At 30.2% G+C, this 15,251-nt stretch carries 14 protein-coding genes and 1 other RNA gene; 8 read left to right on the top strand and 7 right to left on the bottom strand.

The window, feature by feature from the left end; translation table 11 throughout:
• Nucleotides 1-6: 6 nt before the first annotated feature.
• Nucleotides 7-1,524 (top strand): disulfide bond formation protein B, encoded by a 1,518-nt coding sequence (locus tag L8W69_RS05905; protein WP_263666659.1) that lies wholly within the window; start codon nt 7-9, stop codon nt 1,522-1,524.
• Nucleotides 1,525-1,614: 90 nt separating this feature from the next.
• A complete protein-coding gene (locus L8W69_RS05900) occupies nt 1,615-2,244 on the top strand; it encodes a protein-L-isoaspartate(D-aspartate) O-methyltransferase (RefSeq protein WP_263666695.1) in 630 nt (209 codons plus the stop codon).
• 46 nt (nt 2,245-2,290) lie between these two features.
• Here the strand turns inward: L8W69_RS05900 and L8W69_RS05895 are convergent, their stop codons facing one another.
• A complete protein-coding gene (locus tag L8W69_RS05895; protein ID WP_263659564.1) occupies nt 2,291-2,629 on the bottom strand; it encodes a GNAT family N-acetyltransferase in 339 nt (112 codons plus the stop codon).
• A gap of 117 nt (nt 2,630-2,746) precedes the next feature.
• Between L8W69_RS05895 and L8W69_RS05890 the strand changes: the two genes are divergently transcribed.
• Complete coding sequence (locus L8W69_RS05890) at nt 2,747-3,487, top strand: carbonic anhydrase family protein (RefSeq protein WP_263666658.1); 741 nt, start codon at nt 2,747-2,749, stop codon at nt 3,485-3,487.
• 11 nt (nt 3,488-3,498) lie between these two features.
• Here L8W69_RS05890 and L8W69_RS05885 read toward each other — a convergent pair whose 3' ends face one another.
• Nucleotides 3,499-4,131: a poly(A) polymerase gene (locus L8W69_RS05885; protein WP_263666657.1), complete on the bottom strand. Its 633-nt coding sequence runs from the start codon at nt 4,129-4,131 to the stop codon at nt 3,499-3,501.
• Nucleotides 4,131-5,939 carry a translational GTPase TypA gene (typA, locus tag L8W69_RS05880; RefSeq protein ID WP_220567072.1) on the bottom strand — a complete coding sequence of 603 codons (1,809 nt, stop codon included), beginning with the start codon at nt 5,937-5,939 and terminating at the stop codon, nt 4,131-4,133. The genes L8W69_RS05885 and typA overlap by 1 nt, the downstream gene beginning before the upstream one ends.
• A 127-nt stretch (nt 5,940-6,066) precedes the next feature.
• Here typA and L8W69_RS05875 point away from each other — a divergent pair, with 127 nt between their 5' ends.
• The 4 genes from L8W69_RS05875 to L8W69_RS05860 are packed head-to-tail and all read left to right on the top strand — an operon-like array spanning nt 6,067 to nt 10,770.
• Nucleotides 6,067-6,405, top strand: coding sequence for a hypothetical protein (locus L8W69_RS05875; RefSeq protein WP_263661610.1), 339 nt, complete (start codon nt 6,067-6,069; stop codon nt 6,403-6,405).
• A 3-nt stretch (nt 6,406-6,408) separates the two neighbouring features.
• Nucleotides 6,409-8,082, top strand: a complete 1,674-nt coding sequence (locus L8W69_RS05870; protein ID WP_263666656.1) for a flagellar hook-length control protein FliK — start codon at nt 6,409-6,411, stop codon at nt 8,080-8,082.
• Nucleotides 8,083-8,132: 50 nt separating this feature from the next.
• Nucleotides 8,133-9,140 carry a flagellar hook capping FlgD N-terminal domain-containing protein gene (locus L8W69_RS09380; RefSeq protein WP_263661608.1) on the top strand — a complete coding sequence of 336 codons (1,008 nt, stop codon included), beginning with the start codon at nt 8,133-8,135 and terminating at the stop codon, nt 9,138-9,140.
• Nucleotides 9,141-9,144: 4 nt separating this feature from the next.
• Nucleotides 9,145-10,770, top strand: a complete 1,626-nt coding sequence (locus L8W69_RS05860; protein ID WP_263661607.1) for a flagellar hook protein FlgE — start codon at nt 9,145-9,147, stop codon at nt 10,768-10,770.
• Nucleotides 10,771-10,780: 10 nt separating this feature from the next.
• On the opposite strand, the gene L8W69_RS05855 is transcribed toward L8W69_RS05860, so the two are convergent.
• Nucleotides 10,781-11,224, bottom strand: a complete 444-nt coding sequence (locus tag L8W69_RS05855; protein WP_133319033.1) for a hypothetical protein — start codon at nt 11,222-11,224, stop codon at nt 10,781-10,783.
• 52 nt (nt 11,225-11,276) lie between these two features.
• Between L8W69_RS05855 and ffs the strand changes: the two genes are divergently transcribed.
• Nucleotides 11,277-11,374, top strand: an RNA gene (gene ffs, locus L8W69_RS05850) — signal recognition particle sRNA small type.
• A 3-nt stretch (nt 11,375-11,377) separates the two neighbouring features.
• Here ffs and L8W69_RS05845 read toward each other — a convergent pair.
• From L8W69_RS05845 to L8W69_RS05835, 3 genes are all read right to left on the bottom strand, one after another.
• Nucleotides 11,378-12,601, bottom strand: coding sequence for an HD domain-containing protein (locus L8W69_RS05845; protein ID WP_133319034.1), 1,224 nt, complete (start codon nt 12,599-12,601; stop codon nt 11,378-11,380).
• Between the two features lie 83 nt (nt 12,602-12,684).
• The gene (locus L8W69_RS05840) at nt 12,685-13,665 is read right to left on the bottom strand and encodes an ABC transporter ATP-binding protein (protein WP_263661606.1); all 981 of its coding nucleotides are present in this window, start codon (nt 13,663-13,665) and stop codon (nt 12,685-12,687) included.
• Nucleotides 13,665-15,248, bottom strand: coding sequence for an ABC transporter permease (locus tag L8W69_RS05835; protein ID WP_263666655.1), 1,584 nt, complete (start codon nt 15,246-15,248; stop codon nt 13,665-13,667). Before L8W69_RS05835 ends, L8W69_RS05840 begins: the two co-directional genes overlap by 1 nt.
• Nucleotides 15,249-15,251 lie beyond the last annotated feature (3 nt).

Raw genomic sequence — 15,251 nt, 5'->3', positions numbered from 1 at the left:
GCAAATATGTGTGATATTAACAAAACTAAATTTTTTTATTTTTTAATGTGCTTGGCAGGTTTTTTAATCATTTTAATGCCTGTTGGAATTGCAAATTTGATTTTTGGTTATATGCTAGGTGATAGCCCTTGTACTTCTTGTTGGGGCCAAAGAGAATCAATGATTTTCATTGGTGTTGCAGCTTTATTTATTGTGCGTTATGGTATGAAAGGTAAGTTCTTAGCTTTTCTTTTAATTGCAACTGCATTTGGTTTATGGCAATCATTTAATCATATAAGCGGACATGCACATCGTGATCTTGATCAAGGTTTTGGTTTGCCTATTTTTGGTTTGCATACTTATTTTTGGGCTGAAGTAGTATTTTGGGCTGTAGTTTTATTACTTGGTGTAATTTTTGCTTTTGCTCCAAAATTTGGCTCCTTTGAAAAAGAAATGGAAGGAGTTAGTTTTAGAAAATTAACTAAATTTAACCTAGCTGCTATGGTTATTGTTGCTTTTATCGTAGCTTCAAATGTCTTCCAAGCTTTCGTAAGCACTGGTCCTATCCCATATAGCGGACAAGGTGATCCAGTTCGTTTTAGTTTAAATCCAAAATATATTATTTGGGATGATTCAGGCTGGAATAAAAGTTGGAAAAGCATTTCTTTCTTAGGAAAACGCGATGTTAAAGAACCTGATTTTGCTTTTGCTCCTGCTAATGAAAAACTAGGTATTGAATTTGATAATAATATCAGTAATGCTCCATTTACAAATATCGATGATAATCTAAAAATCGTAAATGAAACAAAAATTGATTTTCCTAAAGCTATCAATACACTTGATTATATCAATGGAGAATATGTCGCAAGTTCAAAATGGGAAGTATTTTTCCTAGATGATAATTTTAGTACTAAAACAGATTTTCTATTAGACCCATATTTTTCAGCCACAATTAATCCTATCATAGGAATTATTCCTTATTTGGACAACAAATACATCTTAATGGGCTCTAATAAAACTTTCTTAAGATTTGCTCAAAATCCTAATGCAGATGAAGCTTTACAATATGCTGATTTTATTAGAGGGGCAAATAATTTTGAAGGACAAGGTGAAAACCTTGGTCGTGGTAGAATTGACACAGTTAGAGCTAAATTCCATCATATTTTAAGCACAACTACTGATGGAAAATACATGTATCTTGCTACCGTTCCAAACAATAAGGATGCTAAAACTTTTGTAATTTCTAAAATTTCTTTAGCAGATAGAGTTCTTTCAGCTGAATTTACTCCTAAAGCTGAGTTAAAAGAAGGAAAAACTTTGGGCGATCTTTATATAACTTCAATGGTTTTTAAAAATGGTAAAATTTATGCATTAAGTAAAAAGCATAATGTTATTGCTGTAATTGATCTAGACAAAGAAGAAGTTGTAAAAACTATTTCGTATCCAGAAAATATAACTAACGCAAGAAGCTTATTCTTCAAAGATGGTAAAATGCACATCTTATCTTATCAAGATGGATCAAACATCCTTTATACACTTGATTAATCTTAAGGCGTTTTTACGCCTTAAGGATTTTAAAGCTAGATAAATAAAATTTAAGATAAAATAACACTTTTTATCAAGGAGTGCTTATTGATTCATATATTTGAACAAAAACAATGTCAAACTATGGCAGAAGAAATTCGCAAAAACACTTTCATTAATGAAGAATTATTTGAAGCTTTTTGTTCTACTCCAAGAGAAATTTTTTCACCTTTAAAAATGCATGCTTATAGACTTGATGCACTTCCTTTAATGGGTAATCAATGGATAAGCTCACCTTTAACTGTGGCCAAAATGACTATGGCACTTGATTTTAAAGAAGCTGATAGTGTTTTAGAAATAGGTTGTGGTAGTGGATATCAAGCTGCGATTTTAAGTAAGCTTATTAGAAGAGTTTTTACCATAGAACGCATCGAAAAACTTGCAATTAGTGCTATAGAAAAATTTAAAAAACTAAACTATGCTAATATTCATGTAAAATTTGATGATGGGCAAAATGGTTGGAAAAATTATGCACCTTATGATAGAATTTTACTCTCAGCTTATATAGAACACATTCCAAATGTATTATTTGATCAACTTGAAAACAATGGAATTTTAGTAGCTCCTTTACTCATAGGAAATCAACAATTTATCACTAAATTTACCAAAAAAGATGGCAAGATTAGCAAAGAAGTTTTAGATGAATGTCTTTTTGTGCCTATCAAAGATGGCAAAGAATAGTTAAAATTTCATTTTTAAAATAATAAAACCATATTCATCTTTATATTCACCCTCTTGTAAAAAACCATTTTTCTGATAAAAATTTATACGCCTTATAATTATCTTTATTTACTTCAACATATTTCAAATGATAATCATTTATGGCTTTAGATATTAAAGTAGTGTCTATACCTTTGTTAAAATATTTTGAACTTAAAAACAACATTTCAATTTTATCATCCACAAATGCTAAAAATCCAATCATTTTGTCTTTATTATAACAAATCAAATAATTTAAACTAAAGAATACTTGAGAATTTAAAAGATCATTTTTAATCTTTTCTCTATCAAAATCAGATAAAAAATCATGGGAATGTTTCACACTATCCTCCCATATATCGATCAATTTATCCTTAATATTATCTGTAATTTCTTTAAAATATTTAATTTTAATATAATTATTTTTAAACATAAGCTTTTTATAGGGGATGTTTTTTTATAATTATGTTAAAAAAGGAATATTATGAGTTTTAAAAGAATACTTTTTGGCTTATTTACTACTAGCATGCTTTTTGCCTATGAGCAAATGCCTCAAAATGCCTCACATGGAAATTTCATAGACAAAGACAAATGGAAAAATTTAGATAAAAACTGGATTTACTGTGAAAGTGGTTTAAATCAAGATTTCATCAATATAAACAGTAAAAAGGCTACAAACAAAAATCATTCTTTAGAATTTAACTACTCAAATGATTCTTTTGGCTTAATAAATGATGGTTATACCATAAAAATGCATTTTGAAAGCAATGGAAGCCATATCGTGCTAGATAATACAGCTTATAATTTATCTCATTTTCACTTCCATAGTCCATCAAAAATTTCTATTGATAAAAAGTCTTATCTTTTAGAAATTCATTTTAGTCATGTAAGTCAAAAAGGAGATATAGCAGTAGTTGCGCTGTTTTTACAAGAAGGTATGGAAAATCCTTTTATTAAAAAAATCATCCGTGCTTTTCCTAAAAAAGAAGGCGATAAACTTTATGTTCAAGGCTTAAGTGCTAATGAATTATTGCCAAACAATCTTCAATCTTTTTATATCTTTAAAAATAAACTCAACAAGCCTTGTAATCAAAAAATCACTTGGATAGTTTTAAAAGACATAAGCTATGCCTCTAAAGAGCAAATCCAAACTATACAAAATTTAATGGGAAAAAATGAGAATTTAAAAATACAAGAAATTAATAATTTAGAACAAAATGATTAAGTAAGCTAAACTTAATCATGTATAAAAGCTTGAATTTTTTCTAAATTAGCTCTAAAAAGTTTAAAATTTAACTCGCTTGAAATTTTTAAATCAGCAAAAAAAGGATTTTTCAAACTAGCTATGAGCAAATAATCATCTTTTTTCAAAACTCTTTGTGTAGAAAATTCTTTATCCTTTAATTTTTCAAAAATACTTTCATTTGACTTAATATCTTCTTTTAATTTCTTACTATAAAGCAAAATTCCACAAAAGAAATTCCCAAATTCATCTTTAAATTTCACATCATAAAGAATAAAATCATCAAAAATAAAAGAATTTTGAGAATGATAAGTTTTTAAAGAAAAATCAAAAGTAATTTTTTCAAAATCTTTTTGATCAAAGCCTTGTTTGTCAAATTTAGCATTGTTTTGCTTTAAAAATTCTTCACACATTTTAAATACAAGCTCATTGCGTCCCCACATAAGCTTTCTTCCTAAAATTCTAAAAAACAAAACTCCTGCTAAAACAGCAAAAAACAAAGCTATAATCACATCCTTGCTAAATTGAAAAGCAAGAAAAAATATAACCAAAGCTTCAGCAAATGCTAAAATTTGTAAAGCTTTGAGTCTTTTATTTAAAGCTTGTCTTATGGCTTCAAAATCCATTAAGACTTAGCCTTTTCCATTCTTTTTCTTTGAGTAGGATCAAGATATCTTTTTCTAACTCTAATATTTTGTGGAGTAACCTCTACAAGTTCATCTTCTTCTATCCACTCTAATGCTCTTTCAAGGCTTAATTTTCTAGGTGGTACAAGCTTAATCGCATCATCGCTTCCACTTGCTCTAACATTAGTTAAATTTTTACCTTTAATAGGATTAACATCTAAATCATTTGGGCGTGAATGCTCACCTATAATCATACCTGTATATACTTTTGTTTGAGGATCGATAAACAACACCCCTCTATCTTGTAAGTTAAATAAAGAATACCCTAGTGCAACACCATTTTCCATAGAAATTAACGCGCCATTATTTCTTTTTTCAACTGCTCCACTAAATGGACGAAACTCTAAAAAGCTATGGTTCATAACACCTTCGCCTTTAGTATCTGTTAAAAATTGTGATCTAAATCCTATAAGCCCACGCGCAGGAATTTCAAACTCAAGTCTTGTTTGACCATCTCCAGTTGGTGTCATAGTTTTCATTTCAGCTTTTCTTTTACCTAGTTTTTCAATCACTACTCCGGTAAAATCATCAGGCACATCAATCACTAAATGCTCAAACGGCTCTGTTTTAACACCATCTTCTACCTTAACGATAACTTCAGGTCTACCCATACAAAACTCAAAACCTTCTCTACGCATATTTTCGGCTAAAATAGTTATTTGAAGTTCACCTCTTCCACTTACTTTAAATTTACCTTCGCCTGTGCTTTCATATTTCATAGCAATATTAGTTTTCATTTCAGCTTCTAAGCGTTCTGCGATTTTATTTGAAGTTACATGTTTACCTTCAGTACCCGCTAAAGGACCATCATTTACTGAAAATACTATACTTAAAGTTGGCTCTTCTATGTGTAAAGGATCAAGCGGCATAGGGTTATTTGGATCTACCACACTATCTCCTACATCTAAAGCTTCAAAACCTGCAATCGCTACAATATCGCCTGTCCCTGCTTCTTCAATGTCCATTTTTTCTAGACCCATAAAACCAATAAGTTTTGAAATTCTTCCATTGATTTTAGAGCCATCTGCTTTAGCAAGCATAACATTTTGATTTTTCTTTACTTTACCATTAAAAATTCTTGCAATCCCTATCTTACCAACGAAATTATCATAACCTAGAGTAAAAACTTGAAGCTGTAAAGGATTTTCATCACTACCACTTGGAGCAGGCACACGCTCAAGTATAGTCTTAAACAATGGTTCCATGTTAGTGCTTTCATCTTCAAGTGCAAGTTTTGCATAACCATTTTTAGCAGCCGCATATACTACTGCAAAATCAAGTTGTTCATCATTTGCCTCTAAAGCCACAAAAAGATCAAAAATTTCATTGATCACTCTTTCAGGATCAGCAGCTGGCTTGTCGATTTTATTAATAACAACAATAGGTTTAAGCCCTAAAGATAAAGCCTTTTTTACCACAAATTTAGTTTGAGGCATAACCCCTTCTTGTGCATCAACTAAAAGCAAAACCCCATCAACCATTTTTAACACACGCTCAACTTCACCACCAAAATCAGCATGGCCTGGAGTGTCTATGATATTTATTTTTGTGCCTTTATAATTAATAGCAGTATTTTTAGAAAGTATAGTGATACCTCTTTCTTTTTCTATATCATTACTATCCATTACACGCTCAGCTATTTGTTCACGCTCATTAAAAGTTCCTGATTGTTTTAAAAGCTCATCTACCATTGTTGTTTTACCATGATCAACATGAGCTATAACAGCTATATTTCTAATATTATCCAAGTTTTTCTCCAAAGTCTTAAATTTAAAATCTAATATTATATAAAAAAAATGCTTAAAAATTAAGATTTAAAAATTGGAACACTTGTTGCTTTTGTCTTGAGTAAGAATTATTTTTAAGGAGAAAAATATGTCAAACCTAAATACTCAAATCTTTAACGCTAACTTAGAAAAACAAGGAACTTCAGTTTTAAATAGTAAGCATTTTATGGAACTTTTAAATTATTTAGAAGTTATAAATTCAAATGAAGAAAAAGAATTAAATTATGCAAAACTTTCAAGTAAAGTAAGTGAAATTTTAGATGATGCTAAAAATGAAAATGCGGTTTTAAATGCTAAAAACATAGAAGAATTATTAGTGATATTTAAAAATTTTAATCTTACTCATGAAAATTTAAAACTTGATTGTGCAGCACAATTACAAAATTTATTTCCAAATTTAGCAAAAAATAATTTTTTAGTAGGTTAATTAATGTCTAATATCCAAGCTAGTGATGCTTTAAACTTACTAAGCATCACTCCACAAAATGAAAACCCAAGTAAAGAAAACACTAGCTCGCAAAGTGATGGCGAGGAATTTTTAAATTCCTTATTGCAAGCAATAAATGAAAAAGATGGAAGTTTACCAAAAGATTTCAAGACTCCGCAAAAAGATGATAAAGTTAATGATAAAATTTTAAAAGATGATGTCAAAGACAAAATACCGCTGGATGAAAAAGATGCTTTGAAGCTTTTTGAGGGTGCAAATTTTATGCAAATTCTTTCTTTATTAGAGGTTTTACAAAGCGATAGCAAGGATATAAAACTAAACAAACTTGTCCAATATAATACTGCTATTTTAGCTCTTGAAAAAAATCTACACAAGCTAAAAAATATAAAAAATATTAATGAGCTTTTTAATGTGGCAAAAGAGCTTAGATTAAACATCAAAAATATAAAATTTGAACAAATTAAAGATTTAAAAGAAGCCTTTCCAAATCTTGATAAAAAAGGTTTTTTTGAAATACCAAAACAAAATAATAATACTAATGTTTTTCAAGATTTAATCAATCAAAAAATTACCAAGCTTTTAAAAGAAGAACCAAATACAAGCAAAAATATAAAAAGCAAAGAAAACGAAGGTGTGTCTTTGCTTTCTTCTGCTTTAAAAAATATAGAACTTCCAAAAAAAGATATAAAAACACAAGCAAAAGAAAACATTCAAAACATAGATTTTAAAGAAAAATTAGTAGAAAAAATTCAAATTCAGGATGAAAAAGAAATAAAAAACGCAAAAAATATCCAAAATACAACAACAAAATTCAATGAAAAACTAAGTGATATTGAGTTAATTAATCTTACTCAAAACACAAACCTAAAAAAAGATATTAAAGAAAAAGAAAAGCTAGATTTTAAAGAAATATTAAAGAATGAAAAACTAACTATTAGCGAAGATAGCTTTAGTAAAAAAATAAGTTCTGTTTTAGAAAATTCAAAAGATTTAAAAGCTGAATTAACAAATATAAAAAATACTCAAAATATACAAAATCAAAATCAAGATTTAAAAATTAACTTAGAAAATCAATTGGCCCCTCAAGATAAACATTTAAAAATAGATAAAAGTAATCAAAATATAGATAATTTTAGTGATATTTTTAAACACACAAAAGAGTTTTCAAAAGATGAAAATGATCATAGTGAAGAAAATTTAAATTCTTATGTAAGGGAAATGAATAGGGTTTCTAATAATTTTATAAAAAATCAAAATATTCCTATGAAAGAAACTTTCAATGATTTTGCCCAAGAATTTAAAGAAAAACTAGAAAGCTACAAAGCACCTATAACTCGCTTTAGTATAACTCTTAATCCACATAATCTTGGAGAAGTAGAAGTAACTTTAGTCCAAAGGGGTTCAAATTTAAATATTAGCTTTAACTCTAATCAGAATACCTTAAATCTTTTCATACAACATCAAGCTGAATTTAAAAATGCTCTTGTAAATATGGGATTTACAAATTTAGAAATGAATTTTAGTAATCAAGAAAGAAAAGAACAAAGCAATCCGCAAAGACAAAAAAACAACAATAGTAAAGAAGATAAGGTGAATTTTGAAAAAGAAATTCAAGAAAAACCGAGCTTAGAAATGGTTTTAGCAAAATATTTTTAAATGGAATATTTTTTGCTTTGAGCTTTAAAAATATATAAAAAAGGATTTTTATGTCAAATATAAACACACAAACCCTTCAAGGTCCTTTAGCAACGCTTAATACTAAAGATATGCCAAATGCTAAAGGAAGCACTAGAGCCGGTGAAGGTGATAGCGGGTTGATTTACAACCCTGGGGCAGAACTTGACAAGGATGCGTTTTTAAAGCTTCTTTTAATAGAACTCCAACATCAAGATCCAACAGATCCTATGGATACTGAAAAAATGCTTACCCAAACGGCACAACTTTCAGCACTTGAAATGCAAGATAATACTAATAAAACCATGACTCAACTTGTAACTGCGATGACAAAACTACAAAATTCTATTGCAGCAAGCACAGGTATGAGCGCACTAGCTGCAGTTGGAAAGCTTGCAACAGTTAAAGATAATTACCTTGTAGTGGCAGATGATGATATACAATTTCAAATTAATATGTATTTACCACAAGAACCACAAAAAGGTAAAAAGACTGATATTGATATTGAAGGTTTTGAACTTAAGAAAAATGGCGAAGATAAACTAGATATAACAGGTAAAGTTGATAAAGAAATAGCTGAACCTGGAGAAACTATACATATAAAATTAAAAGATGACAAAGGTCAAGAAGAAACGGTTCAAGCAGTAGTTGGAGAAGATCAAACATTTAAAATAGTAGGACATACCCCAAGTGTTGATATCAAAACAGCAAAAATTGATTCAGCTTATAAATCAGACAGCACACCTGTAACATTTACTATTTATAATGAAGCAGGAGATCCTGTAAGAACAATGAGTGTTAAAGATATGAGTGCTGGTATGAAACAAATCGTTTGGGATAGAACAGATGATAGTGGAAATCCTGTACCATCTGGAAAATACTATGTAAGAGCAAGCTATATAGGTGAAGATGGCACAACCGTTAATTCAACTTATGGTGCTTATCCTATCACTGGAGTTAAATTTGAAGAAGGTGAAGCTCTAGTTGGTATGGGCGGTAGCTGGGTTAAATGGGAAGATATTAAAGAGATTACAGGATAAAATCATGTTTACAGCATTTTACAATGGAGTAAATGGAGTAAAATCCCAAAGTTATGGTATAGACAATACCGCTCATAATATAAGCAATGTCAATACAGTCGGTTTTAAATACTCTGATGTGGCATTTAAAGATGTATTTTATAGCACCATAACAACACAATCATATAACAAAGGTCAAACTGGTTATGGTAGTGTAGCAGGAGCTACTAATGATATTTTTGAACAAGGTCCGTTAGTTTCTACTGATAATGAATTTGATGTAGCAATTGCTGGAAAAGGCTTTTTTGGTGTAAGTAATGCCAATGGGGTTTATTATACTAGAAATGGTGCTTTTAAACCTGATGCAAATGGATTTTTAGTAGATTCAAATGGAAATTATGTACTTGGAACTATGAATCCATCATTACAAGAAATTCAACTAAGTGATAGAGTTTCTAATATGTTTGGTCAGATTATGGGACAAAAAGTCACTACAGCTTGGAGTGGAACACCTGGACAGAATTTACAAATGGGCGGAGTTAATACTCAAGGACCTATTTCTGTACCTAAAAATCTTTACTTACCACCTCAACCAACTCAAAATATAACTTGGAGTGGAAATTTAGACACAAGCACCAAAACAGAAGCAGTAAATGTAGATGTAGATGCTTCTAAATTTGAATTTAGTAAAAATGAAGATGGTAGTGTAAAAATTTCAGGTAGTGTAAAAGATGAACAAATTTATGGTATAAAACCTGGCGATACTATATATTTTAAAATCACTGATGAAAAGGGTGCTAGTCAAACATTACAAGCTACTTTAGATGAAAATTTAGCTTTTAGTATCGACAATCAAAAACTAGATAAAGTCGATTTAGAAACAGTCAAATTAGAATCATCTCACTTAAGCGTTGAAAAAGAAGTAGCTGATAGCACAGAACTTTCTGCAAAATTAATAAATCCTGATGGATCTATTAGTTGGGTAAAAGTTAAATTAGATAGAGTTTTACCGCAAAATGGTACAGATTTAGAATACAAAGCCGTTGCACAAGTGTATGATAATGATGGCAATAAAATAGGTGGAACAACTGAAGGTTTAATCACTTTTAACGAATCTGGAGCTTTAGTATCTAACACCTTAAATTCGGTAGATAATAATGGCACAAGGGTTAATATAAATCTTGGTTCTTATTATGATCCAAATATACCAAATTCAGGCTATGATGGGCTTCATGCTTTACAAAACAAACAACCTTCAGTGCATACACAAACAGATGGTAAGGGCGAGGGGTTTTTAAATAATTATTCTATTAACACAGATGGCACTATCATCGCCACTTTTACCAATGGAGATCAAATAGCTATGGCAAAACTTGCTTTGTTTAATTTTACAAACGAACAAGGCTTGGAAAAGCTAGGGGAAAATCTTTATGGGCAAACAGGAAATAGCGGTAATCCAACTTTTTTACTTGATGCTAATGGAAATTTCAGCACAGCAACTTTTAAAGGTTCTTATTTAGAGCAATCTAATGTAGATTTATCGGTAGCTTTTACTAACTTAATCACTCTACAAAAAGCTTATGATTCAAGTAGTAAAAGTATCACAACAGCCGATCAAATGATACAAAAAGCAATCAACATGAAACGCTAATTTTAGCTTTTCATGTTTTATTTATATTTTTTTGCTCTAAGATATATTTTACCTCTTGCTCAAAAAATTCATACACCCTAAGCTGAACCAAAGATTCTTCTTCATTTTTATCTATTAAACGCTCAAGTTTATCAAATTTTATCTTTTGTATATATCTTGGATTTTTTTTCAAAAGCAAAGCAATATTTTTAAGTAAAGTATCCAAACTAAGCTCACTTTTTAAAACTCTATCTACATATTCTTTAGAAGTTTGCACCAAAATTGCTTGCCTGCTTTTATCTTTTGGATAAATTTCACTAGCAATATCAGCTAAAACTTGCCAAATTTCTGCTTTTATATTTTTATTTGCCACAATAATAGCCGCAAAAGATTTTGCTCTAAATTCTAAAGACAGATGACTAGGAACAAAAAATTCTCTGAATTTAGATAAAAAATTTGCAAATATACTCAACATACTTCACCTCAATGTTTTTTAAGATATTTTAAGATATTATTTCAACTGCCTTCTCTTAGACCTGTGCAATGCTATTTTTAAGCACCGCTTCAGGGTGGGAACACAGCAGAGCACTTAGACTTAGTGTGTGCCGCAGTCATCTGGGAGAGGGTTTTAAAGTTTAAAATACCCTTTAATATCCTCACAAATTCTAAAGAAATTTACCCCATTAATAGTCGGATTTGTTTTAAAATACTCATACATTCCCACAAAACCGCTTTCAAGCTCTTTAGACTTTACTCCATAGCTAATCGATAAAGCTGCTTCTATAAAAGCTGCTAGCTTATCACAATATTTCAAAGCCTTTCCATCAATAGCCTTAAAACGATCCTCATTAACCGCATCTAAACTACCACTATAAACACTTGGTTTGTTATTAAAAATACGATTTTCAAATTCATTTTTTACAAAGGCACTTTCTTCATTTTGTCCTTCTCTAATACCAAGTATATAACTAAATTCTTCTCTAAAAGATAGTGGTATAAAAGGTAAAATTTTCTCATTAATAAGTTTCATTTCATACTCATTGATGATTTCATTTAAACCATCTATGCCATATTTTACCGGAGAGATGATATCTCTAGTTAAACTTTCAGGCAAATCATGAAACAAAGCACAATAAAAATTGCTTTCTATCCTACCATCGCATGCTTTTACTTCTAAAGAATAAAAATAAGACAAAATAGCTACCACAAGCATATGTCCTAAAACCGCAGTTTCTGGAATCCTTGGAGTTTGTGCCCATCTTTTTTGAAAACGCAAGCGTCCGCTTAGATCGATTATTTTAGAAATTTTTCGATTAAGAGCTATTTTTCTTGCGCCAATTAACTCATAATAATCTTCTAATTCTTCTTCAACCTTAGCCTTAATCTCATCAATATCACTTAAAAATGAACTAGTTTGATAAACTATATTAAACTCCCACCTTGTCGCAAAATACGAAGCAGCTTTTAAAACAAGCCTTTCTTTCGCACAATCTTTACCTTGCAAAAAAAGCTCATAGCGTTTTAAAAACTCACCATTTTCAATATCTTGAATCATCGGTGCGATTTTACTTAACACCCAAGCACTTACTTGCTCATTTTTTGCACGCGTTATCTCATGATACACATCAGGGCGTATATCAGTCACTACCACCCTACTTAAAAACTCAAAAATTCCTGCTTCTATGATAAAACGCATATTGACATCTTTTTCCATTTTAGCAATGAAATAAGCAATGATGAATTTATGTGCTTGTTTATCAAGCTCAACTAAATTTGTCATTCTAGGATAATCATTCCACCTTGATATAGAAGCAGCTTTAAAAATATGCTCTATCAATTCTACACTAATCATTTATTTCCTTTTTTTGCTGTGATTTTACTTTATTTTATAATCTTTAGCAAATTTTAGATATGTTTGAAAATGAATTAGAGTGATTAAAAGCTTTCTATATCACTTAACTTAAGATAAACCTCATCATTTTTACTAAGCTCTTTGTGATGATAAATACTAAAAATATGTCCTTCCAAACTCACGCTTAACTCATAAAAATCCCCATAAAACACGCATTCTAAAACGCTAGCCTTTAAAGGAGTTTGTGAGGTTGAAATTTGTATATCATTAGGGCGTAAAATGCCATTTTTACTTTGTAAATATGCTTTAAAATTCTCATCTAAAATTGTATTTGGATCTATAAAAAATGCTTCGCCCAAAAAACAAGCACTATCTATATTTTTAGGCTTATAAAAAAGCTCTTTAGCGCTTCCATAGTCTAAAATTTTCCCATCCTTAATCAAAGCGATATTATCTGATAAATAAAAAGCATCGTCTTTATCATGTGTGACAAAAATAGCACTAAGCTTATGTTCTTTCAAGATATTTTTGATTTCTTTGCGCATTTTAACGCTTAAAGTGTGATTTAAATTTGAAAAAGGTTCATCAAAAAGTATGATTTTTGGCCTTGCAATTATGGTTCTTGCTAGTGCTACTCTTTGGGCTTGCCCACCACTTAGCTCATTTGGATAGCGTTTTAAAAGTGTATTTAAATTTAAAATTTCCAAAACCTCATCAAGCCTTTGTTTTTGCTCGTTTTTACCTAAAGAGCTTATACCAAAGCATATATTTTCTTCTACATTTAAGTGCGGAAACAAAGCATAATCTTGAAACAAAACCCCCACATCACGCTCTTGCGGGGCTAAATACACACTCTTAGAAGCAACTAGTTTATCCCCTATATAAATACTACCATCATTGATTTCAAAAAAACCAGCTATACAACCAAGCAAAGAACTCTTACCACAGCCACTTTCTCCCAAAATACTGACAATCTCGCCTTCTTTTAAGCTCAAAGAAATTCCCTTTAAGACCTCTATTTTTCCAAAAGATTTGTAAAGATTGTCAATTTTTAAGATTTCCATTATTGTCCTTTTTGGTTGTTTTTATTTTGCAAATAATGCATTAAAAATGTAGAGATAATCCCAAATAACACTATAATCAAAGATGGCAAAGAAACATTATAAATTAACTCATTTTCACTATAAGCAAACACAAGCGATGAAAGCGTTTGAAAACCTGAAGGTGAAAGTATAGTTGAAATAGGTAATTCTTTTAAAATATCCACACAAATAATCACCACAGCTAAAGCTAAATAATGTTTCATCAAAGGAAAATGAATTTGAGTGAAAATTTTAAGTGGTTTTGATTTTAAGGTTAAATTTGCATAGTCTATATTTTTAGAAATTCTCTCATAGCCTGATTGAGTTGCAAAAATTCCAGAAGCTAAAAATCTCACAAAGTATCCAAAAAACAGCACTAAAAATCCACCACCTATGGCATATTCAAAAGACAAAAGATCAAAAATATAATTTAACACACCCAAAATCACTAAAATTCCCACAGCTACCACAGCTCCAGGTAAAGAATACCCCAAAGTCGTAAGCCAAAGGATGATTTTAGAAGCTTTTGTATCGTTTAAACGCACTATAAAACATAAATAAAATGCCACTCCCACAATAGCAAAAGAACTCACTAAAGACACACTAAGACTATAAAATGCAGGTGTTAAGACATTGCTTAAATTTTGCATAAAATCAAACCCGGCCCAATAAACAAGCCACATAATAGGCACGACAAAAGCTAAAAATGCCACTAAAAAGCACCATAAAAAGGCTAAAAATGCCTTTAAGCCTTTTAACTCATCTTTTGGGGTAGGTAAAAATACATTTTGATTAAAACCTTTTTTACCTCTTTGAATTTTTTCTAAAAGCATTAAAAATGCGATAAATACAAGTAAAGCCACGCTTAAAGCCACAGCACTGACTTCATCGCCACCACTTCCCCATGTTCTAAAAATTCCTGCACTAAAAGTATCTACGCCAAAATACGCCACCAAACCATAATCACTCAAAACCTCCATAGCCACCAACAGCAAAGCACCCACTATACCCACACGACAAAATGGTAAAATCACTTTAAAAAATGTTTTTAAATTAGAAGCCTTAAGTGTTTTGGCACTTAAAATGATATTTCCAAGTCCATAAGCAAAGGTATTTTTAGCAAAAAAATACACATAAGGATAAAGAGCAAAAGATAAAATCACAATCACACCATATGCATTCATGATATCTATACGCCTATCAACACCTAAAAGCGTGGGAATTAAGCCTTGAAATTCAAACAAATCAATCCAAACAAAACCCATTACATAAGAAGGTATAGCCAAAGGTAAAATCAAAAACCATTCAAAAAATTTCGAGCCAAAAAATTTATAAAAAGCTATCAAATAAGCACTAATTAATCCTATAATCAAACACAACACTAAAGTCCCAAACAATATAAAAGCACTACCAAAAATATACCTTGGTAAGACATTTTTACTCAAATGTTTTAAGGTATTAATATCTATAAAAGGAAGGTGTAAGATAATAGCAAGTATAGGCAGTATGATTAAACTACAGAAAAAAAAGGTGGCAAAAGACCACCTTAGACTTAAAAATTTCAAATT

The sequence above is a fragment of the Campylobacter sp. CNRCH_2016_3089 genome, from assembly GCF_025772505.1.
GTDB lineage: Bacteria > Campylobacterota > Campylobacteria > Campylobacterales > Campylobacteraceae > Campylobacter_D > Campylobacter_D lari_D.
This window is presented reverse-complemented; position numbering and strand designations above follow the sequence as displayed.

Bases quoted from the DNA above. Each gene is read 5' to 3' on its own strand.
- L8W69_RS05905 (WP_263666659.1), top strand. From the start codon at position 7: ATGTGTGATATTAACAAAACTAAATTTTTTTATTTTTTAATGTGCTTG.
- L8W69_RS05890 (WP_263666658.1), top strand. From the start codon at position 2,747: ATGAGTTTTAAAAGAATACTTTTTGGCTTATTTACTACTAGCATGCTT.
- L8W69_RS05885 (WP_263666657.1), bottom strand. From the start codon at position 4,131: ATGGATTTTGAAGCCATAAGACAAGCTTTAAATAAAAGACTCAAAGCT.
- L8W69_RS05875 (WP_263661610.1), top strand. From the start codon at position 6,067: ATGTCAAACCTAAATACTCAAATCTTTAACGCTAACTTAGAAAAACAA.
- L8W69_RS05870 (WP_263666656.1), top strand. From the start codon at position 6,409: ATGTCTAATATCCAAGCTAGTGATGCTTTAAACTTACTAAGCATCACT.
- L8W69_RS09380 (WP_263661608.1), top strand. From the start codon at position 8,133: ATGTCAAATATAAACACACAAACCCTTCAAGGTCCTTTAGCAACGCTT.
- L8W69_RS05860 (WP_263661607.1), top strand. From the start codon at position 9,145: ATGTTTACAGCATTTTACAATGGAGTAAATGGAGTAAAATCCCAAAGT.
- L8W69_RS05855 (WP_133319033.1), bottom strand. From the start codon at position 11,224: ATGTTGAGTATATTTGCAAATTTTTTATCTAAATTCAGAGAATTTTTT.
- L8W69_RS05845 (WP_133319034.1), bottom strand. From the start codon at position 12,601: ATGATTAGTGTAGAATTGATAGAGCATATTTTTAAAGCTGCTTCTATA.
- L8W69_RS05840 (WP_263661606.1), bottom strand. From the start codon at position 13,665: ATGGAAATCTTAAAAATTGACAATCTTTACAAATCTTTTGGAAAAATA.